Consider the following 22,415-nt stretch of genomic DNA (forward strand, 5'->3'; position numbering starts at 1 on the left):
CACGCCGTTTTCGTTGGTGCCGGCGTCTGCCGCTTCAGTCGCCCGGTGGCGCTGACAATAGCGTCAGCGGCACATCGTCGCGACGGAAATTGGCGACACCGGGCTGGGTGATGGCAATGCTGACGCGATTGGCGCCGTCGGCGGGCTCGGTACGCGTAGGCCGGGTCAGCCTGAATTTGATGGTGCCGACGGCCCGCGTCGCGTTCGGCGCGGCCGGGGGCTGGCAGAGGCGGCAGTAGCCGCTAACTTCGTACAAAGTCAATTCTTGCGTATTGGCAAGATCCACATCGGCAAGCCGGGTAACAGCCCAGCGTGAGCGGCCCTGCTGGTCCGGGTAGTAAAGCACGGCTACCAGCTGCGCCTGCCCGGCTGCGCCACGGATGCTCAGCAGCTCCATTCCCCAGCCCTGATCGCTGGCGTTGCCGCCATACCAGTGGCCGGAAAAATCCGGCGTGGTGTGTTCAGCGGGCAGCACAGCCGGCTCTATGCACCAACTGCCATTTTCGCCGCGGATCGACCAGCGCATCAGGGCGAGCGCGCCGGCGCCGCTGCGGTCGGCGCTGCGGCAGCTCGGCGATTGCGCTGCCTGGTTGAAGTCGATGAACAGATTGCCGGCAGAGCTGCGGTCCAGCTCCGTGCGCCGTGTCGTGGCGTTGTAGCGCAGCCGCATCAGCGCGATGCCGTCGCTCTGTTTGGCGCCGATGAACTTGCCGTCGATCAGGCGGCCCAGGCCCAGGTAGTATTCGGGCAGCCCGTCGTTCTCGAAAGTATAGAAAATGACGAAGTACAGGTCGCCTTCGGTGGCGCTGCGCTGGTACAGCTGGAAGTCGATGCCGTGGCCGCCGCGGGTGCGGTCGTACCAGTTGCCGGTCGCCGGTATGGCGTAGCTGGGTGGCGTGGCGTCAGTCGTGGCCCACCCCAGTGCGTGCAGCATGGGCAGCGCCAGGCCCAGGCTGCGGTTGGAGCTGCCGTCGTCGAACGCGTTCATCAGGTCGCCCGCTTGTACCGTATGCGACAAGGTGGATCCGGGCCGGGTCTTGCATGGATCGCCGGCCGCCGCGCGTTCGCACGGCGCGAAGATCAGCGGAAAATTGTCCGGCATGGGCTGGTCGCGGCGCTGGTTCAGTGCGGACATCACTGCTTCCATGCCGGCCCAGCGCACGCTGTCGTTGGATACTGCGGCGCTGGCACGTTGTGCATCGCTGGTCGCTGGGCCGAGAAAGGGCTGGTAGCTGCGCGCCTGCGTATCCACGGCGACGAGCTGGCGGCTGAAGGCGTCGTCGTAGGACTCGCCGCCCTCGCTGCTGCCGCGTGCACCGACGACGCCATCGTCAGGATCGACATTGATCAGGCTGACAAAACCCATGCCGTGGGTAAGCTCGTGCATGGTCGTGGTAATGAAATCGATCGAGCGTGCCGGCTTGGATGCACCAGTGAAGCCGTAATAGAACGGTACGTTGATGATATTGACTGGCGGATCGAGATCGCTGTTGAACGTGGCCTCTATATCCGGCTCGTTGCAGTCGTTGCCGAAGGTGCCGCACTGGGGCGTACCGCTGAGACGGACGGCTTCGGTCACCGCATACCAGCTGTATTTGTCCGGCAGCCACGGTACGACGAAGTCCTCCGTGTCGACGATGAAGGTGCTGGGGCCGGCCGCGGCAATGCGCGCGCCCTCGCTCTGGCTGCCGCCCAGCGCTTTCCAGCAAGCATGTACCGAGATCGGCATCGGCGACTGCAGCTGCTGCGCGAGCAGCTCGCCAGCGCGAGCCAGTGCATTGCGCCGCTGCTCGCCCAGGGTGGTGCCGGGGTTGCCATCGATGGGGGCTGCGGCGGTCAGGTCGAACCAGGGCGCGCTGTTGCAACCGCTGTTGTCGGGAAAGCTGAAATTGATGCCGGCAACAGGCACGCTGCCGTTGAGGCTGGCCTTGAGGCTGAGATTTTGCGTCGTTGGTGCGAAGTTCAGTACAGCGATGTACCAGCGTCCCGGTCGCAGCGGTATGCGGCTGGACTTCTGTACCAGGATGCTTTCGTCGCCACTTCGGCTCAGACCCCAGTAGTGGGCATAGTCGAGGAACAATTGCGCGTCGGGCGAAGCGGCCTCGTTCGATGTCTTCTCGGCGAACGGTGTGCCGTAGCGCAACAGCAGGTCGACGTTGCCGCTACCCTGGTTGTCCAGCTCCAGCTTGAGTTGGGCTGCACCCAGCGGTACGTCGATATAGTAAGACGTGGAGAAATTGGCGCCGGGGATGCCGAAAGTGGCTGCCTGGCCGTTTTGCAGTGCGATGGCTGGCGTTGCTGAGGCTGGCATCGCTGCGCAGAGCGCAAAGAGTGTGGCAAGCCATCGGCACGTCATTGGCGCGGCCCTCCGCTGATGGTGCGATCTTGCGGCGTGCGCAGGCGTGGGTTTGGCACGTCGGTGCACTGCAGCTTCAGCCCGCCGTTTGCGTCGGGTACGACGCGCATTTCGCTGACCGTGGCGGCGCGCACCACATGCGCCTGCGGCCGGCGGATCGTGCCGCTGTCGTCAAGAGCACTCTTGCCGTGGGTGGCAATCGCCAGCGGCTTGAATTCAGGAGATTGGGCTGCGTAGGCGGCCGAAAAGGTCAGCAACAGGACGGTGCCGGCGAGCGAGAGTCGGTTCATGCCATGTTCCTTTCAGCGAACAGTAGTGCGTCGGCGAATCGGCGCAACAACAGCAGAATGTTCCAGCACATCGATGGTACTCCGGCCCGGCCGGTACGCCTTCAGCAGCGCGGCGTGCACGTAGTCGGTCGCGCGGGAGCAGGCCTGGGCGAGGTCCAGACCCAGGGCCAGATTCGATACGATGGCTGCGGCCAGGGTGCAGCCAGTGCCATGACCGTTGCGCGCCAGTCTTTCATGGACGAATTCGCGCTTGTCATTCCCCCAGTAAAGCCGGTCGACGACCTGGCGGCCCCGCTGGTGGCCACCCTTGATAAGTACCGCCTGCGCGCCTTCTTCCAGCAATAGACGGGCTATGCGATCCAGATCGCTGTTGCGGCGAACGGGCAGGCCACTCAGCGCCGCGGCCTCAGGGAGGTTGGGCGTGATCAGGCTGGCGCGGGGCAGCAAATAACGGCGCAGTGCGCTGATTGCCGAGCTCTGCAGCAGGGCGGCCCCGCTGGTGGAAATCATTACCGGGTCCAGCACGTAGTGGCCCTCATGGCCTTGCATGCCGGTGGCGACAGCGCGGATGGTGCGGGCATCGGCCAGCATGCCGGTCTTCCAGGCCGCGATGGCGAAATCGTCGCGGACCGCCGCAATCTGGCTGCAAATATGCGCAGGCGGCAAACTATGTACCGCGGTCACCGCACGCGTGTTTTGCGAAGTCACCGCTGTGATCGCGCAAGTGCCGTGCACGGCATGGGCCTGGAAGGTTTTCAGGTCCGCCTGGATGCCGGCACCGCCACCGGAGTCTGACCCGGCGACCGTGAGCACGCTGGGGCGAGCAGTTTTACGCATGGTTGTTGTTATCCTGCAACAGGTTGAGGCGAAATCATGCCATCCCTCACGTAAATCGGCATCTCAGCTTGAAAATTCGGTGTTGCGTACTTGACTCGCTGTTGCGTTATCGCCAAAATCCGTCGTGACAATCACCACAAGCCATGGAACCACGCGGCAGGGACATGTACCGGGCGAACGCAACAGCAGCGTTGAAGAAGCCGATGGGAGCGATCAGTTTTGGCCTGACGCTCCCTTTCTATTTCTTCTCTCCCGAGGGTCTCGCCCAGTTTGGCGGCGAATCCGTAATGCAGCGCTGGCAGGAATATGCCCGCCAGAGCATCCAGCCCGATTTCTCCTGGGCAGAACCCGAATCCCTCAAGGTCGCACCGCAACTGCTTGAGCTGGCCATGGCCAGCAGTCGCAGCGGTACGTCTTCTTATGTTCCGATAGGCAACAATGCCTTGATCGGGGTGTCCGTGCGCAGCGGTCTGGTCGAGGATTTGCCCAGTAGCCGGCTTGGCGACGACGGCATCGTGCCGCGCCTGATTCCCGAATCGCGTCCTGGCCTTCACCGCTATATCGTCGCGCCCTCGTATGTGCAGGGCTGGGGCGACAGCGGACGGTGGTCGGTTGCGGCGCTGTTCGCTTATCAGCGTTTCGCCAATGCCACGTTCGGCGACAAGGACGTGACTCCGGAATCGTTGCGCCTGGTCGAAGGCGCTGGTCCGGCTGCCTACGGTCGCGGCGTACGCGTGGAGTTCAGCGAAAAGCTCGGCCAGCGCCTGCGCTGGACCGCGAGCTACCAGTCGCGCGTGAACATGGACGCATTCAACAGCTACCGTGGGGTCTATGCCGATCCGGGCGATTTCGACATTCCGGCCAGCATGGGTGTCAATGTCGGCTATGCCCCGTCGTCCTGGCTCAGTTTCGATTTCGGCCTGGAGCGCGTGAAGTACAGTGAAATTCGTGCCTTCACCAGTCCCGGCTTGCCGCGGCGTTTCCTCGCAACGCTGGGCAGTGGTGCGAGCCCGGTGTTTGCATGGGGCGACCTGGACGTCTATAGCCTCAGCTCGACCTGGCATGGTGGTCGTCTGGGCGATCTGGGCCTGCGCTATAGCACGCGTACGCAGCCGGCACCGACATCGCAGTTGCTGGATCGCCTGCTGGGCGATGTATCCAACTACAGCCTCGACCTGAGTTACTCGCATGCGATTGGCGACAACGGCCAGTTCCGTTTCGTCACCAGCTACGCGCCATCGCAATACCTGTTCGGTACGCTGACCAACTATGCCGCGCGCAACAGTCTGGTCGGCAACCAGCTCGAATTCGAAGCCGTCTGGGCGACGCGCTTCTGAAACCGGTTTTCAGAAACACGGGCTTTTGAATACGGGGGCTTTGCCCCCGTCTTTTTGTCCGTCTTTTTTGCCCGTAACTTTGTTGGCTGCAACGGCGCCTGAGAGCCGGCTGGCGCATTGCGCCAACCGGCATCGCTGGAGCTAGAGCTTTTCCGAAGCGTAGTCGGCCAGGCGCGAGCGCTCGCCGCGGCGCAGCGTGATATGCGCGCTGTGCTGCCATTCCTTGAAGCGGTCTACTGCATAGGTCAGGCCCGAAGTGGTCTCGGTCAGGTAGGGCGTGTCGATCTGCTCCACATTGCCCAGGCAGATCATCTTGGTGCCGGGGCCGGCGCGTGTGAGCAGGGTCTTCATCTGCTTCGGCGAAAGGTTCTGCGCCTCGTCGATGATCACGTAGCGGCTCAGGAAAGTGCGGCCGCGCATGAAATTGAGCGAGCGGATCTTGATGCGCGAGGCGAGCAGGTCATTGGTTGCCGCGCGCCCCCAGGCGCCGCCTTCGCTGGGACTGGTAAGCACTTCCAGGTTGTCGGTCAGCGCGCCCATCCACGGCGTCATTTTTTCTTCTTCCGTGCCGGGCAGGAAGCCGATGTCTTCGCCGACGGAAACGGTGGCCCGGGTCATGATGATTTCCCGGTAGCGCTGCTGGTCCATGACCTGGGCAAGGCCAGCGGCCAGCGCCAGCAGAGTCTTGCCCGTGCCTGCCGTGCCCAGCAGGGTGACGAAGTCCACATCCGGGTCCATCAGCAGGTTCAGGGCAAAGTTCTGCTCGCGATTGCGCGCGGTGATGCCCCAGACATTGTGCGAACCCGTGTAGTCGTCCATCAGGCGCAGGCGCGCGCGGCCGTCGCGCACTTCGATCACGCGCAGTTCGAGCATGTCGTCGCCGTCGGGAATGTACAGGCACTGGTGCGGGAACCAGTCTTCGTCCTTGCGCAGCTTCACCTCATAGAAGGTGTGGTTGCGTTCCTGCCAGGACTTCAGATCTTTCTGATGCAGGCTCCAGAAGCCCTCGGCCAGCTCGGCATGGCCGGAATAGAGCAGGCTGAAATCGTCCAGCGCGCGATCGTTCTCGTAATCTTCGGCGGTAATGCCGTAGATCGAGGCTTTGATGCGCAGGTTTATGTCCTTGGTCACCAGTACCACGGGCACGCGCGCATACAGCTCGCGCAGCATCAGCACGGCCGCGAGTATGAAGTTGTCCGGCTTGGCCTTGCCGGGCACGCTTTCGGGTGAGCGGGTCTGGAAATACAGGCGGCCTACGGCCTTGCCGCGCTTGAGATTTACGCCCTGGGGCGAGATCAAATCCAGGCCTTCCTCGATCTTGCGATCGCCGCCATGTTCGATCAGCTCGTTGATGAAGCGGCTGACCTGGCGCGCGTTGCGCGAAACCTCGGATGTCCCTTTTTTGGCATTGTCCAGTTCTTCCAGAACCGTCATCGGAATGAAGACATCGTGCTCCTCGAAGCGGAACAGCGAGGTCGGGTCGTGCATCAGCACGTTGGTATCGAGCACGTAGATGCGCTTGCCTCGGGTCATGCTTCAGCCTCGGGCGTGGGGGAGGGGGTAGTGATTTCCGGCGCAGGCCGGAGCGGCGGGGCAGTGTTGGCTGCGCGCCTGCTCACGCGTCCGGAATGCTCGCCAGCACTTCGGCAGCGTGGCCGGCCACCTTGACCGGGCTCCAGCGCCGGCTGATGCGGCCGTCAGGGCCGATCAGAAAGGTACTGCGGACGATGCCGAGGTAGCGACGGCCGTACAGCACCTTTTCGTGGATCACGTCGAACGCCTTGCACCAGGCTTCGTCGGTGTCGGCGATCAGCGCGAACGGCAGCTGCTGTTTGGCAGTGAAATTGGCATGGCTGCGTGTGCTGTCGCGCGACACGCCGATGACGACTGCGTTACGCGCGGCGAACTGTGCGTGCAGGTCGCGGAAATCCTGCGCCTCGGTAGTGCAGGCTGGTGTGCTGTCCTTCGGATAGAAGTATACGACTACCCATTTTCCTTTCAGTGTCGACAGTGCAAGCGACGTTCCGTCGGTGCTGGTGCCGCTGAGGGCGGGAACTTTCGAGCCGGTATCGAGCATTAGAACTTCATCGGATCCATGATGGCGTCGAGGTTAAGCCCGTCGCAGAACTCGAGAAAATCGTCGCGCAAGGCGGCGATATGTGTGGTCGAGGGAATGCCGACGGTGACCTGTGCCGAGAACATGTCGGCGCCGGTTTGCATTGCGCGATAACGCGACGAATGCAACTGTTCGATGGTGATGCCGCGGCGGCCGAAGAACTCGGCCAGCTGGTGCAATATGCCAGGGCGGTCGGCGGCGATGACCTCGACCACGTACGGCAGCAAGGTGTTCTGTATCGGCTTGGGGCCTGTGCGGAAATGCGTGATGCGCAGGTTCTCGCCGCGTTCGAGCTTGTTCAGCGCGTTCTCGAGCTTGGCGATGGCATCCCAGGGCCCGACTGCCAGCGCAAGCACCGATACGTCAGAGCCGAGGGTGGAGACGCGCGCATCGACAAGGTTGCAGCCGCATTCGGAAATGCGGCGCGTCACCGCGACCAGCGGCGACTCCGGCTGCGGTGCGAACGCATTGATCAGGAGGTAGTTCTCGTTCGCCGGTGGGCGTGGCGCGGCTTCGGTCAAGGCGGATTTACCTGCTTGCTTCACGGTCCGTGCGTCGCCTGAAGGTGATGCCGACCCGCGCCGGCAGTGGCAGGCAGAATACTTGCCACACCTGGGGGCCGCAAGTAACATCCGCCGCTCTTTGTCTGTAGCCCGGATACGTGCTTTGAATCTCTGCGGAAGCATCTGTGCCTTGGCGACTCCGTTCCAGGCGGACGGCCAACTGGACCTCGATGCCTTCGCACGACTGATTCAAGGCCAGCTAGCCGGCGGTACTCAGGGTCTGGTCGTCGCAGGCTCCACCGGCGAGGCGCACGCACTTTCCGACGATGAACTGGCACTGGTTGTCGCCAAAGCCATTGCCGTTGTCGCGGGGCGCGTTCCGCTGCTGGTCGGCACCGGCAGTGCCAACACCGCCAAAACCATCGCCGCCACGCGACGCGCGCGCGACCTGGGTGCCGATGCGGCCCTGATCGTTACTCCGTATTACGTGCGTCCGACCCAGCAAGGCCTGCTGCAGCACTATCGCGCGATCGCCGATGCGGTCGAGCTGCCGATCGTGCTCTACAACGTTCCCGGCCGTACCGGCTGCGACCTTGTGCCGGCCACGGTGGCGCAGCTGGCCGCGCATCCACGCATCGTCGCCATCAAGGAAGCGGTCGCCGATGCGCAGCGCATGCAGGATCTGCTCGCCTTGCGCTCAGTTTCGTTCCAGGTGCTTTCCGGTGATGACGGCAGTGCTTGCCGTGCCTTGCTGGCTGGCGCCGACGGTGTTATCTCGGTGGCCAACAATCTGGTGCCGGCGCAGTTTCGTGCCCTTTGCGATGCTGCCCGCGGCGGGCACAGGGATCGTGCTGAAACGCTGGATGCGCAGCTTCAGCCTCTGTTCGACGCGCTTGGGTTGGAATCCAACCCGATTCCGCTCAAGTGGGGACTTTCGACGCAAGGCCTGGGTAGCGCACATCCGCGCCTGCCCCTGGTCGAGCTGTCTGTTTCCCACCGCGAGCGCTTGCGCGAGCTGCTGTCGACCCTGCAAGATGCGGCGGTTTGATTCGGCTCGCTTTTCGTCCCAAGACTGCCAAGGTTTGCCTGTGAATTCGAAGACTGCGATCCGTATTGTCCTGCTCGTCGTGCTGGTGCCGTCGGTACTTGGCGGCTGCAGCCTGTTCAAGTCGAAGTCGGCATGGGACCAGGCGGCCGAAACGCGTCCGCTGGAAGTTCCGCCCGATCTGCAGGCTCCGGTCACGCGTAACGAGCTCGTCGTGCCGGAGGCCGGGCGCGCTGGCGCCAGCGCGGGTACTGGCCGTGTAGCCAGCGGGCCGACCGGTATCGACGGTCTGCACGTCAAGGACAACGTCGCCAATACCTGGCAGCGTGTCGGCACGGCGCTGGAACGTGCTGCTGTCGGCAGCGTGGCTTCACGCGATGAAGCCGGCCATACCTATACCCTCAGCGTCGAAAGCAAGCGCACACGCGACGAGGGCGGCTTCTTCAAGCGCCTGTTCACGCGCAAGAAGGTCGAGACGATCACGGAGCAGGTGAATATCGGTGTCAGCAGCGACGGCGAAGGCAGCCGCGTCAGCGTCAGTGGTCCGAGCGCCAGCGTGCAGCGCGTCGTGGCCTTGCTGCGCGAGCGTCTGGGCTGATTGCCGTAAGCAGGTTGTTGCCGCGCGTTCGCCCGCAGGTGGCGCGCGATGCGACCTTTATGCCAGGAAAAAGAAAGTGATTGCGTTGCCGGCAGGGGCCGGCAACGAAGCGGTGCCGGCCAGCGCCCCAGGAGGCGCACCACCGGTTCAGCGTTGCAGTAGGGGAAGTTTGTTCGGCTTGCCGTCCCAGTCCTTGGCGTCGTCAGGCGGATCCTTGCGTTCGGTAAGCACCGGCCAGTTCTTGGCCAGTTCCGCATTCAGTGCAATGAAATGCTCCTGACCGGCCGGCACGTCGTCCTCCGGATAGATTGCATTGGCCGGGCATTCGGGCTCGCACAGAGTGCAGTCGATGCACTCGTCCGGATCGATGACGAGGAAGTTGGGGCCGGCGTGGAAGCAATCCACCGGGCATACTTCAACGCAATCGGTGTACTTGCACTTGATGCAGTTTTCGGTGACAACGAAAGGCATGCGGCGACCGAGCCTGCTGAGTTGGGAAAGGGGAGTAAAGTGGCGCTCCCTAGGGGGTTCGAACCCCTGTTCTCGCCGTGAGAGGGCGATGTCCTAGGCCACTAGACGAAGGGAGCGCGTCGAGGATCAAGCGTGCGAAGTATAACGGAATTCATTCGGCGGGCAATTCCTCGTGGATTGCGCCGCAACAGCGAAAAGAGCGCTGAAATCGTGGCGCCGCAATTGCCGCAGGTGCGTGTCATCACGCGCGATCAGCACGGAATTTCCCGGCGCAACATCAGCAATGGTGCGTTGCGTGTGCTGTATCGCCTGAACGAGGCTGGCTTTGAGGCCTTCCTCGTCGGCGGCGCCGTGCGCGACCTGCTGCTGGGCGGGCACCCCAAGGATTTTGACATTGCTACAAATGCAACGCCGGAGCAGGTGCGCGGATTGTTCCGCAATTGCCGCCTGATCGGCCGGCGCTTTCGCCTGGCCCACGTGGTATTCGGCCAGGAGATCGTCGAGGTGGCGACCTTCCGCGGCATTGGTGAAGAGGGCAATGTCGACCGTCACGTGGTAGACGGCCGCATCGTGCGGGACAACGTCTACGGCAGCATCGAGGAAGACGCCATCCGGCGCGATTTCCGCGTCAATGCGCTGTACTACAACATCGCCGATTTCAGCGTGCGCGACTATGTCGGCGGCATGCAGGACCTGGAAGCGCGCATCCTGCATCTGATCGGCGATCCGGAACAGCGCTACCGCGAAGATCCGGTCCGCATGCTGCGTGCTGTGCGTCTGGCGGCCAAGCTCGAATTCCGCATCGACGACACTGCCGAGAAGCCATTCGCGCGCTTGGGCCAGTTGCTTTGCGATGCGGCGCCGGCGCGGCTTTTCGACGAATCGCTCAAGTTGTTCCTGTCTGGCCACGGCCTGGCGAGCTTTCGCGAGCTTGACCGCAGCGGTCTGCTGCAATTCGTCTTCCCGTCGACGGCGACGGCGCTCAAGCGCAGTCGCGGCACCGAATTCCGTCTGCTGCTCGAACGCGGCCTGGCCAATACGGACGAGCGTGTGCAGGCTGGCAAGTCGGTTACGCCTGCGTTCCTGTTCGCGTTGCTGCTCTGGGGCGGTGTGCGCGAGCGGGCCGAGCGCGCCATCGCCGGCGGTACTGATGCCGCCGATGCCTGGGGTGACGCGGGCGAGGCGGTCATCCAGGAGCAGGTCGGACGTGTGGCGATACCGCGCCGTTTCTCCCTGGTCATGGAAGAAATCTGGGCCCTGCAGCCGCGCTTCGAGCAGCGCTTGAAAAAGCGCGTGATGCGCCTGCTCAGCCATCCGCGTTTCCGCGCCGCCTACGATTTTCTTGTCGTGAGGGCGCAGGCGGATCCGGAGCTGGAAGAACTGGCCGACTGGTGGGAGCAGGCGCAGGCCGTGGAGCCCGCCGAGCTGGGCGAGTTGCTTGCGCAGCCTGCGGCCGTGGCTACGACTGCTGTCAGCGAAGGCGCGGTGCCGAAAACGGCGGCGCGCAAGCGTCGGCGCCGGCGGCGGCGCAAGCCGGCCGGTAGCGGGTCCGACGAGCAGCCGGCCGATTCGTGATTACTGCCTTCATCGGCCTGGGCAGCAATCTGGGCGACTCCCGCCGCAGCGTTGACCAGGCCGCACAGCGTATTGCCGGATTGGCGAGTACGCAGTTGCGGCAGGTTTCGTCGCAGTACCTGACGCCGCCCTGGGGCGTGCAGCAGCAGCCTCCGTTTATTAATGCCGTTGTGGAGATTTCCACAAGCCTGGGGGCGCCCGCGCTGCTCGCCGGCCTGCTCGAGATCGAGCGCGAAGCCGGCCGTGTGCGCGACGGCTCGCGCTGGGGTCCGCGGCCGCTGGATCTGGATGTCTTGCTCTATGGCCAGCAAATAATCTCCCGGCCTGGTCTGTGTGTGCCGCATCCGCATTTGGCCGAACGCGCCTTCGTGCTGCTGCCATTGGCGGAAATCGCACCGTTGCAGCAGGTTCCGGGCCTGGGGCGCGTGGCAGATCTGCTCGCACGCATCGACTTCAGCGCCTGCACGCGCCTGCCGCCGTTGCTGTGCGACGAAGAGCGGGTCGCCTAGGACACAGGCCGTGGCACAAGACCAGGGTCGCGCATCTATCCGATGCTCGGCCTATGGGTTGATAATTGTCCTTTCCTCTGCAGGAGTCCTGCGTGTACGCCAATCCCGCGACCGCACCCTCGCGCACCGCTGTCACTGTTCCGCAATTGCATGCGCGCAAGCAGGCCGGCGAGAAAATCGTCATGGTCACCGCTTACGACGCGAGTTTCGCCGCTGCCGTGGACGCGTCGGGCATCGACGTGGTGCTGGTCGGCGATTCGCTGGGCATGGTGATACAGGGCGAGTCGAGCACGTTGCCGGTATCGCTGGATCACATGGTGTATCACAGCGCTGCTGTCGCGCGCGGCCTGCACAAAGCCTTGCTGATTGCCGACCTGCCGTTCATGAGCTACCCGACGCGCGAACAGGCTTACGCCAGCTCGGCGCGCCTGATCGGCGAAGGTCGGGCAGCGATGGTCAAGCTCGAAGGCGGCGGTTGGGCGGCAGATGTCATCCACGCCCTGGCAGAACGCGATATTCCGGTCTGCGCCCATCTGGGCCTGACGCCGCAGTCGGTGCACAAACTCGGCGGCTACCGCGTGCAAGGGCGCGACGAAGAACGCGCTGAGCGACTGTTGGCCGATGCGCGTGCGGTCAGTGCCGCCGGTGCGGATCTGCTGGTGCTCGAATGCGTTCCTTCGGCGCTGGCGCAACGTATTACCCGCGAAGTCGCGATTCCCACGATCGGTATTGGCGCTGGACCGCATTGCGATGGCCAGGTGCTGGTGATGTACGACCTGCTCGGCCTCACGCCGGGCAAGCGCCCGCGTTTCAGCAAGAATTTTCTTGCCGGCCACGATTCCATCGCCAGTGCTTTGCAGGCCTATGCCGCGGCGGTGCGCAATGGCGAATTCCCCGCTCCCGAGCACAGCTACTGATCATGGATATGTTGCATTCCGCGCAGGATCTGCGCGCCGTTGTCGGTCGCTGGCGCACAGCCGGCCTGCGTATCGGTTTCGTGCCGACCATGGGCAACCTGCACGCCGGCCACTACTCGCTGTTGCGAACGGCGCGCGAGCGCTGCGACCGGGTTCTTGCCAGTGTGTTCGTCAATCCCACCCAGTTTGGCCCGAATGAAGATTTCGCACGCTATCCGCGCACGCTGGACGCCGATGCCGCTGGCCTGGCGGAGCAGGGCTGCGACCTGCTGTTCGTACCCGAGACTGCGACGCTTTATCCATTCGGCACGGAGGCGGCCACGCGCGTCGATGTGCGTGGGGTGACCGAGATGCTGGAGGGGGCGTTTCGCCCCGGCCATTTCGCTGGAGTGGCCACCGTGGTTTTGCGCCTGTTGAACCTGGTACAGCCGGATGTCGCGATTTTCGGGCGCAAGGACTATCAGCAGTTGCTGACCATTCGTCGCCTTGCCGCCGATCTGTGCCTGCCCGTGGACATCGTTGCCGCTCCGACCTTGCGCGAGGCCAATGGCCTGGCCATGAGTTCGCGCAACCAGTATCTCAGTCCGGTCGAGCGCGAGCAGGCCGCCGCGATTCACCACACCTTGCAGGCCATGCGCGAAAGCGTCATCCGCGGCGAGACGCTGGCGCAGATCGAGGCGAATGCTGTTGCTGCGCTGGACGCCAGCGGATTCCGTACCGACTACGCCGCCCTGCGTTGCGCCGACGATCTGGCCTTGCCGCCGGCGGGCCAGCGCGACGGCCTGGTTGCACTGATTGCCGCCCGGCTGGGCAATACCCGGCTGATCGACAACCTCGCCATCGACAACGGTGTCGGCTGACTGCGGGCTGTCCACACCTGTAGCATTCCGTACAACGCTGTGGTAGCCTAACCACAGTCACTGGGTTTTTCGCAACGCTTCGGCGTTGCCTTGGTGACCCGCAGGGCGCATTGTTCAGGTAATCGTCACTCCGATTAGCCCCTCGCCGATTTCGGCGAGGGTTTTTTTTGCCCGAAATTTCAGTCGCTTGGCTGTCCAAATCAGATCTGAAGCGGTATTGGCCAGCTTTGAGGAGAGGTATTCCGGCTGTCTCGAACGTGTTGCCGTTATTGCGCTGGCGACATCAGTTACGACACCTTTACCTATTTTCATTGTTGTTTTCACGCAACGATAACGCGCGTGACCGCCAGTCGGCGACAGCCGGTCTGCCACTGCGGACGCTGCAGTACTGGCGTGGGCAAGACGACTCGTCGCTGCGCTTATGCCAAATTGTCAGCATCCGTAGACGTGCGCGACCTTGGTAAGGTCGACCGCTTTCCTCCGCGCTGAGTAAGATCGGACGCCCGCCTTTTTCCTGCGGGTAGCCACCGAGGACGATCATGCTTGCCGGACAGCTGCAGATTCTGGCGCGGGAAGCCGCGCGCCTGACGCCCATCCACCTGCGCGAACTGCTGGCCCAGCCGCAGCGCTTTGCCGAGTTTTCGCGCCGCGCCGGTCCGCTGCTGCTGGACTTCTCCAAACAGAAGCTCGATGCCGCCGCCCTCGATGCCCTAGGCGCGATCGCGACGGATTGCGGCTGGGAGCAACGCCGCGATGCCATGTTTCGTGGCGACATCCTGAATGCCTCGGAACAGCGGCCAGTGCTGCATACCGCCTTGCGCGGCGCCGAGTCGCGCCTGCCACCGCTGGCACCCGCCGCGGTGCGCGAGGAAGTCGCCGCGACGCTGCAGCGCATGGGCGCGCTGGTCGATGCGCTGGAGCTGGACGAGGCGGGCGCTTTCGGCATTCCCGCCGGCATCACCGATGTGGTCAATCTGGGCATAGGCGGCTCCGACCTCGGTCCGCGCCTGGCCGTCGAAGCCTTGTCGGCCTTTCACAGCGGCCGCTTCCGCTGCCATTTCCTGCCCAATGTTGATGGCCACGAGACTGCGGCGCTGATGCGCCGGCTGGATCCGCGCACGACCGTGGTGCTGCTGGTATCGAAAAGTTTCACCACGCAGGAAACCCTGCTCAATGGCCAGGTGCTGCGCCAATGGATTGCCCAGGCTTACGGCGGCGACGATGCCAAGGCCGCCGGCCATTTCATCGCGGTCAGTGCCAATGTGGAAGCTGCGGCAAAGCTTGGTATTCCACAACAGCGCGTATTGCCGATGTGGGATTTTGTCGGCGGTCGCTATTCGGTCTGGTCTGCAGTAGGCCTGGTGCTGGCGCTGGCCATCGGCATGCCGAACTTCCGTGCCTTCCTGCGCGGAGCGGCATTGATGGACGACCATTTCCGCAGTGCGCCCTGGCGCGACAACCTGCCGGTGCTGGCGGCGCTGATCGGTGTATGGAACCGCAACGGCCTGGGCCACGCGGCGCACGGCGTGATTCCCTATCTCGACGGCCTGACCGAATTGCCGTCCTTCCTGCAGCAGCTGGAAATGGAAAGCCTGGGCAAGCGCGTACGTGCTGACGGCGGCGAACTGGCTCAGGCCACCGTGCCGGTTGTCTGGGGCAGTGTCGGTACGAATGCGCAGCACGCCTATTTCCAGGCGCTGCACCAGGGCAGCGATACGGTGCCGCTGGACCTGCTCGGCGTCGTGCGCCCGGCGCATACGCTCAAGGACAACCACGATGCGCTGCTGTCCAACCTGCTCGCTCAGGGCGCTGCGTTCGCGCTGGGCAAGACGCAGGCGCAGGCGCTGGCCGAAGCCAGTAGCGGCGGCGAGGCCGAGCGCCTGGCCTTGGCCGCGCAGCGCACCTTCCCCGGTGACCGGCCCAGCAGCACCGTGCTGCTCGATGTGCTGACGCCGGAAAGCCTGGGTGCACTGATCGCGCTGTACGAACACAAGGTGCTGGTGCAGGCGCTGCTGTGGGATATCAATGCCTTCGACCAATGGGGCGTCGAGCTGGGCAAGACCTTGGCAAAATCCATTTTGCCGGCACTGGTTTCGGGCCAGGTTCCCGATTCGTTCGATGCCTCCACGCGCGGCCTGATCGAGACGATCCGCGCGCTGGACTGAGTCTCAGCCGCCTGCCGCGGTCATGTGGCAGGCGCGGCGGTAGCGTGTTGCTGCAGTGCCCATTGCACATGCTCGCGCACCAGTTCCGACGGGTGCGCGGCGCGCGATTGCAGCGCCGCTACTACGCCGGCCGTATCGCGTGCATTGCCCAGCGCCACGGCGATATTGCGCAGCCATCGCTCATGCCCGATGCGGCGGATGGCCGATCCTTCGGTACGGCGCAGGAATTCGTCCTCGCTCCAGGCAAACAGGTCGATCAGCGCGGCGCCGTCCAGCTTGTGCCGGGGCGAGAAATCCGCCTCGGCGGTCGGTTCGGAAAACTTGTTCCAGGGGCAGATCAGCTGGCAGTCGTCGCAGCCGTAGATGCGGTTGCCCATGGGCTTGCGCAGCGGCTCGGGAATGCTGCCGTGCAGTTCGATCGTCAGATAGGAAATGCATCGCCGCGCATCGACCTGGTAGGGCGCGACGATGGCCTGGGTCGGACAGATGTCGAGGCAGCGCGTACAGCTGCCGCAATGCGCTGTCGCGGCCTGATCCAGCGGCAGCGGCAGGTCGGTATACAGCTCGCCGAGGAAAAACCACGAGCCCGCGTCGCGGTTGATCAGGCAGGTGTGCTTGCCGATCCAGCCCAGGCCGGCATTGCGCGCCAGCGCGCGCTCCAGTACCGGCGCCGAATCGACGAAGGCGCGATAGCCGAACGGGCCGATCTGTGCCGCGATGCGATCGGCCAGCTGTTGCAGGCGGTTGCGCATCAGCTTGTGATAGTCGCGGCCGAGGGCGTAGCGCGACACATAGCCCAGGCTGGTGTCGGCCAGCACCTCCCAGCCATTGGCGATGCCCGGTGGCGCATAGTCCATGCGCACCGACACTACGCGCAGGGTGCCCGGCTGCAATTCCTGCGGCCGGCTGCGCTTGGTGCCATGGCGCTGCATATAGTCCATTTCGCCATGACGGCCTGCTTCCAGCCAGTTCAGCAGATGCGTTTCGTCCGCAGCCAGTTCGGTACCGGCAATGCCGACCTGCTGGAAGCCCAGTTCGGCGCCCCAGCGGCGGATGGCAACGGCAAGTTCGGCGTAATCCATGCGGCGGCGGCAACGCGGTGGAGCGGGGCGGCATTGTAGGCGCGCCATCGCCACAATGCGTGGCAGCGCGAACGGCGGGATGAGCGGCGACCGCCTGGAACCGCGCTTGCTATGGCGATCCCGACCCGACCAGGCGCTCCGATGCCGACTTTGCCGATACAACGCGCACTGCCTCGATCAATAATCCGTCCCATGAACACACCGCATTCCAGCCAGCTGTTGTACACGACCGCGCAAATGCGCCGCATCGATGCCTGTGCGGTGGCGGCGCTGGGCCTGCAGAGTTTCGAGCTGATGCAGCGCGCCGCCGATGCCGCCTTCGCCGTGCTGCTGCGGCGCTGGCCGCAGGCGCGCAGTGTCGTGGTCTGCTGCGGCAGCGGCAAGAACGGCGGCGACGGCTACCTGCTGGCGCGGCTGGTGCGTCAATCCGGCCGCGATGTCAGCGTGATTGCGCTGGGCACGCCGGCCGATGTCGATTCCCAGGCGGCCGCCGATGCCTGGCGTGCCTGCGGCGGCATGGTGCATCCGTTTGCCGGCGAGCATTCGCTGCCGCTGGCCGATGTCTATGTCGACGCCTTGTTCGGTATCGGACTGAACCGGCCGCTGGAAGGCGGGGCCGCCTTGCTGGTGCAAACCTTGAATGCGCGCCGATCGCCGGTGCTGGCGCTGGATATTCCGTCGGGCCTGTCGGCCGATACCGGTGCCCGGCTGGGGCCGTGCATCTCTGCCACGCTGACCGTCAGTTTCATTGCCTGGAAGCGCGGCCAGCATACCGGCGCCGGCCTGGATGCCTGCGGCGAGTGCGAACTGGCCGATCTGGCCCTGCCCGACAGCGTGTTCGAGGAAGAGCACGCCGGCGCCCATCTGCTGGACTGGAACGAACTGCGCGGCCGCTTGCCGGCGCGTTCGCGCGATGTGCACAAAGGGCAATTTGGCCATGTGCTCGCCATCGGTGGCGACCACGGCACCGGCGGTGCCATCCGCTTGGCCGGCGAGGCTGCCTTGCGCTGCGGCGCCGGCCTGGTCAGCGTGGCGACCCAGCCCGAACACCTGACAGCTTTGCTGGCGGCGCGGCCCGAACTGATGGTGCAGCCGATTGCCGGCCAGCAGGAACTGGAACCCCTGCTGCAGCGTGCCCAGGTGCTGGCCTTGGGACCGGGCCTGGGCACGCGCTCCTGGGGCCATGCGTTGTGGCATCGCGCGCTGGCCAGCGCCAAGCCGGCGGTGCTCGATGCCGATGCGCTGAACCTGCTGGCGCGCCAGCCGCGCAAATTTTCCGCCCCTACCGTGCTCACGCCGCATCCGGCCGAGGCGGCGCGCCTGCTCGCCAGCGACAGCGCGCACGTGCAGGCGAACCGCTATGCCGCAGCGCAGGCCCTGGCCGAGCGCTATCACGCCGTCGTCGTACTCAAGGGCGCCGGTTCGCTGATCGCTGCACCGGCGGGCAGCGTCGCGGTCTGTCCCTGGGGCAATCCGGGCATGGCCAGCGCCGGCATGGGCGATGTGCTGACTGGCGTGATTGCCGCCTTGCTGGCGCAAGGACTGTCCGCCTGGGATGCGGCGTGTCTTGGCGTCGCCGCGCATGCACGCGCCGGCGATAGCGCCGCCGAACAAGGCCAGCGTGGCCTGCTCGCCGGCGATCTGCTGCTGCCGCTGCGCAGCGTGCTGGCAGGACTGGCGCATGACTGAGCTGAGCGTTCACCTGGCGGACGAAGCAGCCGTGGCGCAGTGGGCGCAAAGCCTCGCGCCGCAGCTGGGGCAGGGCGGCATCATCCATCTGTACGGCGAGCTGGGTGCCGGCAAGACAACCTTCGCGCGTGCCTTGCTGCAGGCACTCGGCGTGCAGGGGCGCATCAAAAGCCCGACCTACAGCCTGATCGAGTCCTACGCTGTCGACGCGTTGGCCATCCATCACCTGGACCTCTACCGCATCGCCGATCCGGGCGAGCTGGAATGGCTGGGCCTGGACGAACTGCTGGGCGACCACAGCCTGATCCTGATCGAGTGGCCCGAGCGGGGCGGCAGCGAACTGCCCGCGCCGGACCTGATACTTCAGCTCGCTCACGCCCCTGCCGGACGCGACCTTGTGGTGCGTCCGCTCAGCGCCTGGGGCGAGGCTTGGCTGGCTGCAACAAGCCCACTGCTTTCCACCGCTTGAAGGCGTTTTCTGCCTCTACCGCTAGGAAACCTGTACAGATCCGTGTTTTGCAACGGAAAATGCTTGAAATACTCGACCAGCTGGGTTTGAATCCGCAGCCATGTGGGGAGTACCCGTCACCGTGTTGCGCGCCGCCTGCCTCCTGCTTGCCTCGGGGCTCGTTCTGCCTTGCGCGAACGCCGCCCAGGTAAAAGCCCTGCGCGTCTGGGCCAGCCCCGACTCTACCCGCGCCGTGTTCGACGTCTCCGGCCCGCTGGAATACAAGTTGTTCGAGCTGGCCAATCCCGATCGCATCGTGCTCGACATCAGGAACTCGACGCTGGCCGAAGGCGTGGTCGCCCCCTCGGCCAAAGGCCTGCTCGGTCCTGTACGCCTGGGCAAGCAGGGCAAGAACGATCTGCGCGTTGTATTCGATCTGCCCCAGGGCGTCCGCCCCAAGAGTTTCCTGCTGCCGCCTGCAGACAAGTTCGGCCACCGCCTGGTGATCGACCTGTTCCCCAAGACCAAGGCCTCGCGCGAAGTGGTCAAGAGCGTCGAGGACGTGCTGCCCGGCGACGGGCGCAAGGTCATCGTCGCGATCGACGCCGGCCACGGCGGCGACGATCCCGGCGCGATCGGCGCGTCCGGCACGCACGAAAAATCCATCACGCTGAACGTCGCGCGCGAAGTGGCCAAGCTGGTGGACACGCAGCCGGGCATGAAGTCGTTCCTGGTGCGCGACGGCGACTATTTCATCCCGCTGGAAAACCGCTACAAGAAGGCGCGCGAGGCCAAGGCCGACTTGTTCGTGTCCATCCATGCCGACGCCTGTCCCGGCGCCTGCGGTGCGCGCGGCGCATCGGTCTGGGTGTTGTCGCCGCGTGGCGCGACCAGCGAGGCGGCGCGCTGGCTCGCGGCCAAGGAAAACTCGTCCGACCTGGTCGGCGGCGTATCGCTGGACGACAAGGACAACACGCTGGCTGCCGTGCTGCTCGACCTGTCCCAGGGCGCCACCATGGAAGCCAGCGCGGCGATCGCCCAGATCGTGCTGAAAGCGCTGGGCAGGATCGGTCCCACGCATCGCGGCTATGTGGAGAAAGCCAATTTTGTCGTGCTGCGTTCGCCCGACGTCCCGTCGATCCTGGTCGAGACCGCTTTCATCACCAATCCGGCCGAAGAAAAGCGCCTGACCGATCCGGAACACCGCGCCAAGCTGGCTGCGGCCGTGGTCGACGGCATCAAGAGCTACTTCCTGCAGACGCCGCCGCCGGGCACCTGGTTTGCCGCCAACAGCAACGGCAAGCGCGGACCGTCCGAGCACGTCGTCTCGCGCGGCGAAACCCTGTCGGGCATCGCCACGCGCCACGGCATCAGCCTGAGCGCACTGCGCGAAGCCAACCGCATCGCCGGCGACGGTAATGTACGCGTCGGCGACGTCCTGGATATTCCGCCACAAGGCTGACTCCGCGCCGCGCGAAACGTAGGGCGCCAATGAGCACGGCGAATGGCGCCGCCTCTCGCCGCTGCGACGGCTCACCCGGAAAGCGTCGTTTCCCCGCAAATCATGCGAACAACGGTGCAGCGCTGCAGCTCAGGGAATCGGCGGCGGCCCCCGCCGCCGATTGAACGCATCGGCAAAGATCCTGTCCGCGTCGAACTCCAGCGCCCCCGCATCCGGTGCTGCGCCAACATAGCCGTCGTTGATGCCGGCCAATGCCACGCCGCGATCGATTGCTGCGCTGCCCGGCCCCAGCCGGTAGTCGCCCGCGGCTGCTGCGACCAGGTTCGGCGCACCGACCACGCCGTCGAGTTCCTGCTGAGTGGCAGCCTGCCAGGCGGCCAGCATCGTATAGCTCGTGCCCAGCCAGCGCACCAGGCGATTCGCCGCCGTGGTATGCAGCACATCGTAGTTCCAGTCCAGTACCACCGGATTGACCTTGTTCAACACATCCCGCGTTGCCGCATAGATGTTGTTGCGCGAGCGGATGAAGGTGCTGTTGCCCGGATTGAGCAGGTACATCGATTCCGTATTCGCCACTGTCGTGACGAAGCTGTTGTGATACAGCAGCACCGGTCCGACCGGTTCTGAAAAACCACTGTTGATTTTCAACGCACTGGAGATATAGCCGTCGCTCAGGCTGGTGCGCGTATTGCCGATGTCATAGCCGACATTGCGCACGATCCAGGTCGGTCCCGGCGCCGCCGGTGCCACGGCAAAGGCCATGTGCGAATCGCGGATGCTGTTCTCGAACAGGCGCACGTTGGTGCAATAGCCTTCCGGCTCCAGCGCGTCGTCGTTGTGGTGGCGGAAGCGGTTGCGATAGACATCGGTTTCGTTGGTCACACCGGCCGGCGGCGCCAGGCTGCCGCAGGGGCCTATGCCGTTGAACCAGCCGTCGAAGCGGTTGCGCCGCACCAGGTTGCCGCGGCCTATGTCGTCGGTGAATATCACGCCGTTGTTCTCGGCGCTGCTGGCTTTCACCTTGTCCCAGGGCCAGCCCGGAATCGAGGTGTCGAAGAAATCGTTGTCCTCGATGCGATGGCGCGAGCCGCCCTTGACCCAGACCCCGGCCGAGCCGATGTCGTGGATGCGGTTGTTGCGCACGATCACGTCGCTGGACTGGCGCAGATAAATGCCTTTGCCGTATTCGGTGGAACCGAAATAGGCGATCTCCAGGTTCTCAATACGGATGAACGCGCGGCCGTCGGCGACAAAGCCGTTTTCCAGCCGCGCCACGCCGATCGAATGCGCCGCCGGCGAACTGCCGTCGGCCAGCTTGAGGTAGAGAAAACCGCCACCGTAGTAGAAACCGCCCGGTGCGCCGGCGCTCAGTGCCTGCAGATCGGCCAGCGAGGTGTAGCGATACAGGCGCTGCCGGTCGGACAGCACATGCCAGCTGCCGACTGCATCGGCGCGGCGATACACGCCCTGGCTGGCTTCCCAGCTGTTGCTGTTATGGAAAAACTCCGCGCCGACCAGCACGCTGTTGCCGCCGTCGCTGCTGCCGCGAAACACGATTGGCTGCAGCGCCGTGCCCGAGCGCGGCAGGCTGACCGACTCGTAGTAGCCGCCGGGCGCGATATTCACCACGTCGCCGGCCTGGGCCAGGTTGGCGCCGCGCTGGATCGTCTTCACCGCTGTGGCGGCTGTCAGCCCATCGGCGCTGTCGTTGCCGGTGGGCGAAACGTAAAGCTGGCGCAGGCTGGGCTCGACCAGCGTGTCGGCGCGCGTGGCCAGGCTGCTGCTGGCCACGGCATTGCCGCTGACACCGTCCGGATCGCTCAGCGTGACGCGGATGTCGTAGTTCGTGCCGGGCTCCAGCGCAAACAGACTGCCGGCCATATGCGTCGCATCGATACGCAGCAGCGGCTGTGCTGCACGGTAAGCCGGCTCGCCGCTGCGGCGCCATTCCAGCGCAACGCTGGCATCGCGGTCGCTGTCGCCGCTCAGGGTGACCACAGCGCCGCCGGTTTCCAGATTGCCATAGCCTTCCAGCGCGACCAGGGTCGCGGCGTTCTGCGCCCAGGCCGGGACGCAAGACAGGGCCAGTGCCAGGCACCACGGCAGGCGCTGCTGTCGACAATGCAACATGTGCACTCCTTGTGGTTCCGGCAAC

Annotated in this window: 21 protein-coding genes and 1 tRNA gene; 11 read left to right on the forward strand and 11 right to left on the reverse strand. The window is 64.8% G+C overall.

Annotated features, from left to right (window positions below; genetic code table 11):
* Positions 1–34: 34 nt before the first annotated feature.
* The 3 genes from DFR29_RS13790 to thiD are packed head-to-tail and all read right to left on the reverse strand — an operon-like array spanning position 35 to position 3,483.
* Positions 35–2,311, reverse strand: coding sequence for a hypothetical protein (locus DFR29_RS13790; protein WP_133819185.1), 2,277 nt, complete (start codon positions 2,309–2,311; stop codon positions 35–37).
* A gap of 41 nt (positions 2,312–2,352) precedes the next feature.
* The gene (locus DFR29_RS13795; RefSeq protein WP_133819186.1) at positions 2,353–2,646 is read right to left on the reverse strand and encodes a hypothetical protein; all 294 of its coding nucleotides are present in this window, start codon (positions 2,644–2,646) and stop codon (positions 2,353–2,355) included.
* Between the two features lie 12 nt (positions 2,647–2,658).
* The gene (gene thiD, locus DFR29_RS13800; RefSeq protein WP_133819187.1) at positions 2,659–3,483 is read right to left on the reverse strand and encodes a bifunctional hydroxymethylpyrimidine kinase/phosphomethylpyrimidine kinase; all 825 of its coding nucleotides are present in this window, start codon (positions 3,481–3,483) and stop codon (positions 2,659–2,661) included.
* A 203-nt stretch (positions 3,484–3,686) separates the two neighbouring features.
* Between thiD and DFR29_RS13805 the strand changes: the two genes are divergently transcribed.
* The gene (locus DFR29_RS13805) at positions 3,687–4,820 is read left to right on the forward strand and encodes a hypothetical protein (RefSeq protein WP_133819188.1); all 1,134 of its coding nucleotides are present in this window, start codon (positions 3,687–3,689) and stop codon (positions 4,818–4,820) included.
* A 141-nt stretch (positions 4,821–4,961) separates the two neighbouring features.
* Here DFR29_RS13805 and DFR29_RS13810 read toward each other — a convergent pair whose 3' ends face one another.
* From DFR29_RS13810 to DFR29_RS13820, 3 genes are all read right to left on the reverse strand, one after another.
* On the reverse strand, positions 4,962–6,353 hold the full coding sequence (locus DFR29_RS13810) for a PhoH family protein (RefSeq protein ID WP_133819189.1): 1,392 nt from the start codon (positions 6,351–6,353) through the stop codon (positions 4,962–4,964).
* An 82-nt stretch (positions 6,354–6,435) separates the two neighbouring features.
* Complete coding sequence (locus DFR29_RS13815) at positions 6,436–6,897, reverse strand: peroxiredoxin (protein WP_133819190.1); 462 nt, start codon at positions 6,895–6,897, stop codon at positions 6,436–6,438.
* Positions 6,897–7,481, reverse strand: a complete 585-nt coding sequence (locus DFR29_RS13820; RefSeq protein ID WP_341829854.1) for a glycine cleavage system transcriptional repressor — start codon at positions 7,479–7,481, stop codon at positions 6,897–6,899. The genes DFR29_RS13815 and DFR29_RS13820 overlap by 1 nt, the downstream gene beginning before the upstream one ends.
* Before the next feature lie 121 nt (positions 7,482–7,602).
* On the opposite strand from DFR29_RS13820, the gene dapA reads away from it, so the two are divergent.
* Together dapA and DFR29_RS13830 are read left to right on the forward strand one after the other, a co-directional pair.
* Positions 7,603–8,487: a 4-hydroxy-tetrahydrodipicolinate synthase gene (dapA, locus tag DFR29_RS13825; RefSeq protein WP_133819191.1), complete on the forward strand. Its 885-nt coding sequence runs from the start codon at positions 7,603–7,605 to the stop codon at positions 8,485–8,487.
* A 40-nt stretch (positions 8,488–8,527) separates the two neighbouring features.
* Positions 8,528–9,082, forward strand: a complete 555-nt coding sequence (locus DFR29_RS13830; protein WP_133819192.1) for a hypothetical protein — start codon at positions 8,528–8,530, stop codon at positions 9,080–9,082.
* A gap of 147 nt (positions 9,083–9,229) precedes the next feature.
* On the opposite strand, the gene fdxA is transcribed toward DFR29_RS13830, so the two are convergent.
* Both fdxA and DFR29_RS13840 read right to left on the reverse strand, forming a co-directional pair.
* Positions 9,230–9,553: a ferredoxin FdxA gene (fdxA, locus tag DFR29_RS13835; RefSeq protein WP_133819193.1), complete on the reverse strand. Its 324-nt coding sequence runs from the start codon at positions 9,551–9,553 to the stop codon at positions 9,230–9,232.
* Between the two features lie 40 nt (positions 9,554–9,593).
* A tRNA-Glu gene (locus DFR29_RS13840) sits at positions 9,594–9,669 on the reverse strand.
* A 49-nt stretch (positions 9,670–9,718) separates the two neighbouring features.
* Here DFR29_RS13840 and pcnB point away from each other — a divergent pair.
* The 4 genes from pcnB to panC all read left to right on the forward strand — a co-directional run bounded on the left by pcnB (position 9,719) and on the right by panC (position 13,414).
* A complete protein-coding gene (gene pcnB, locus DFR29_RS13845; RefSeq protein ID WP_425598835.1) occupies positions 9,719–11,128 on the forward strand; it encodes a polynucleotide adenylyltransferase PcnB in 1,410 nt (469 codons plus the stop codon).
* The gene (gene folK, locus DFR29_RS13850) at positions 11,125–11,637 is read left to right on the forward strand and encodes a 2-amino-4-hydroxy-6-hydroxymethyldihydropteridine diphosphokinase (protein WP_133819194.1); all 513 of its coding nucleotides are present in this window, start codon (positions 11,125–11,127) and stop codon (positions 11,635–11,637) included. Before pcnB ends, folK begins: the two co-directional genes overlap by 4 nt.
* Positions 11,638–11,729: 92 nt before the next feature.
* A complete protein-coding gene (gene panB, locus DFR29_RS13855; RefSeq protein WP_133819195.1) occupies positions 11,730–12,554 on the forward strand; it encodes a 3-methyl-2-oxobutanoate hydroxymethyltransferase in 825 nt (274 codons plus the stop codon).
* Positions 12,555–12,556: 2 nt separating this feature from the next.
* A complete protein-coding gene (gene panC, locus DFR29_RS13860; protein ID WP_133819196.1) occupies positions 12,557–13,414 on the forward strand; it encodes a pantoate--beta-alanine ligase in 858 nt (285 codons plus the stop codon).
* Between the two features lie 114 nt (positions 13,415–13,528).
* Here the strand turns inward: panC and DFR29_RS13865 are convergent, their stop codons facing one another.
* A complete protein-coding gene (locus tag DFR29_RS13865) occupies positions 13,529–13,726 on the reverse strand; it encodes a hypothetical protein (protein ID WP_133819197.1) in 198 nt (65 codons plus the stop codon).
* A gap of 227 nt (positions 13,727–13,953) precedes the next feature.
* On the opposite strand from DFR29_RS13865, the gene pgi reads away from it, so the two are divergent.
* The gene (pgi, locus tag DFR29_RS13870) at positions 13,954–15,579 is read left to right on the forward strand and encodes a glucose-6-phosphate isomerase (RefSeq protein ID WP_133819198.1); all 1,626 of its coding nucleotides are present in this window, start codon (positions 13,954–13,956) and stop codon (positions 15,577–15,579) included.
* A gap of 20 nt (positions 15,580–15,599) precedes the next feature.
* On the opposite strand, the gene queG is transcribed toward pgi, so the two are convergent.
* Positions 15,600–16,661 (reverse strand): tRNA epoxyqueuosine(34) reductase QueG, encoded by a 1,062-nt coding sequence (gene queG / locus DFR29_RS13875; RefSeq protein WP_243746048.1) that lies wholly within the window; start codon positions 16,659–16,661, stop codon positions 15,600–15,602.
* A gap of 192 nt (positions 16,662–16,853) precedes the next feature.
* Here queG and DFR29_RS13880 point away from each other — a divergent pair, with 192 nt between their 5' ends.
* From DFR29_RS13880 to DFR29_RS13890, 3 genes are all read left to right on the forward strand, one after another.
* Positions 16,854–18,350: an NAD(P)H-hydrate dehydratase gene (locus DFR29_RS13880; protein WP_133819200.1), complete on the forward strand. Its 1,497-nt coding sequence runs from the start codon at positions 16,854–16,856 to the stop codon at positions 18,348–18,350.
* Positions 18,343–18,819 (forward strand): tRNA (adenosine(37)-N6)-threonylcarbamoyltransferase complex ATPase subunit type 1 TsaE, encoded by a 477-nt coding sequence (gene tsaE / locus DFR29_RS13885; RefSeq protein WP_133819201.1) that lies wholly within the window; start codon positions 18,343–18,345, stop codon positions 18,817–18,819. The genes DFR29_RS13880 and tsaE overlap by 8 nt, the downstream gene beginning before the upstream one ends.
* A gap of 100 nt (positions 18,820–18,919) precedes the next feature.
* Positions 18,920–20,260 carry an N-acetylmuramoyl-L-alanine amidase gene (locus DFR29_RS13890; protein WP_133819202.1) on the forward strand — a complete coding sequence of 447 codons (1,341 nt, stop codon included), beginning with the start codon at positions 18,920–18,922 and terminating at the stop codon, positions 20,258–20,260.
* Between the two features lie 129 nt (positions 20,261–20,389).
* Here DFR29_RS13890 and DFR29_RS13895 read toward each other — a convergent pair whose 3' ends face one another.
* The gene (locus DFR29_RS13895; RefSeq protein WP_166654078.1) at positions 20,390–22,390 is read right to left on the reverse strand and encodes a right-handed parallel beta-helix repeat-containing protein; all 2,001 of its coding nucleotides are present in this window, start codon (positions 22,388–22,390) and stop codon (positions 20,390–20,392) included.
* Positions 22,391–22,415: the final 25 nt, after the last annotated feature.

Source organism: Tahibacter aquaticus, from assembly GCF_004363655.1.
GTDB lineage: Bacteria > Pseudomonadota > Gammaproteobacteria > Xanthomonadales > Rhodanobacteraceae > Tahibacter > Tahibacter aquaticus.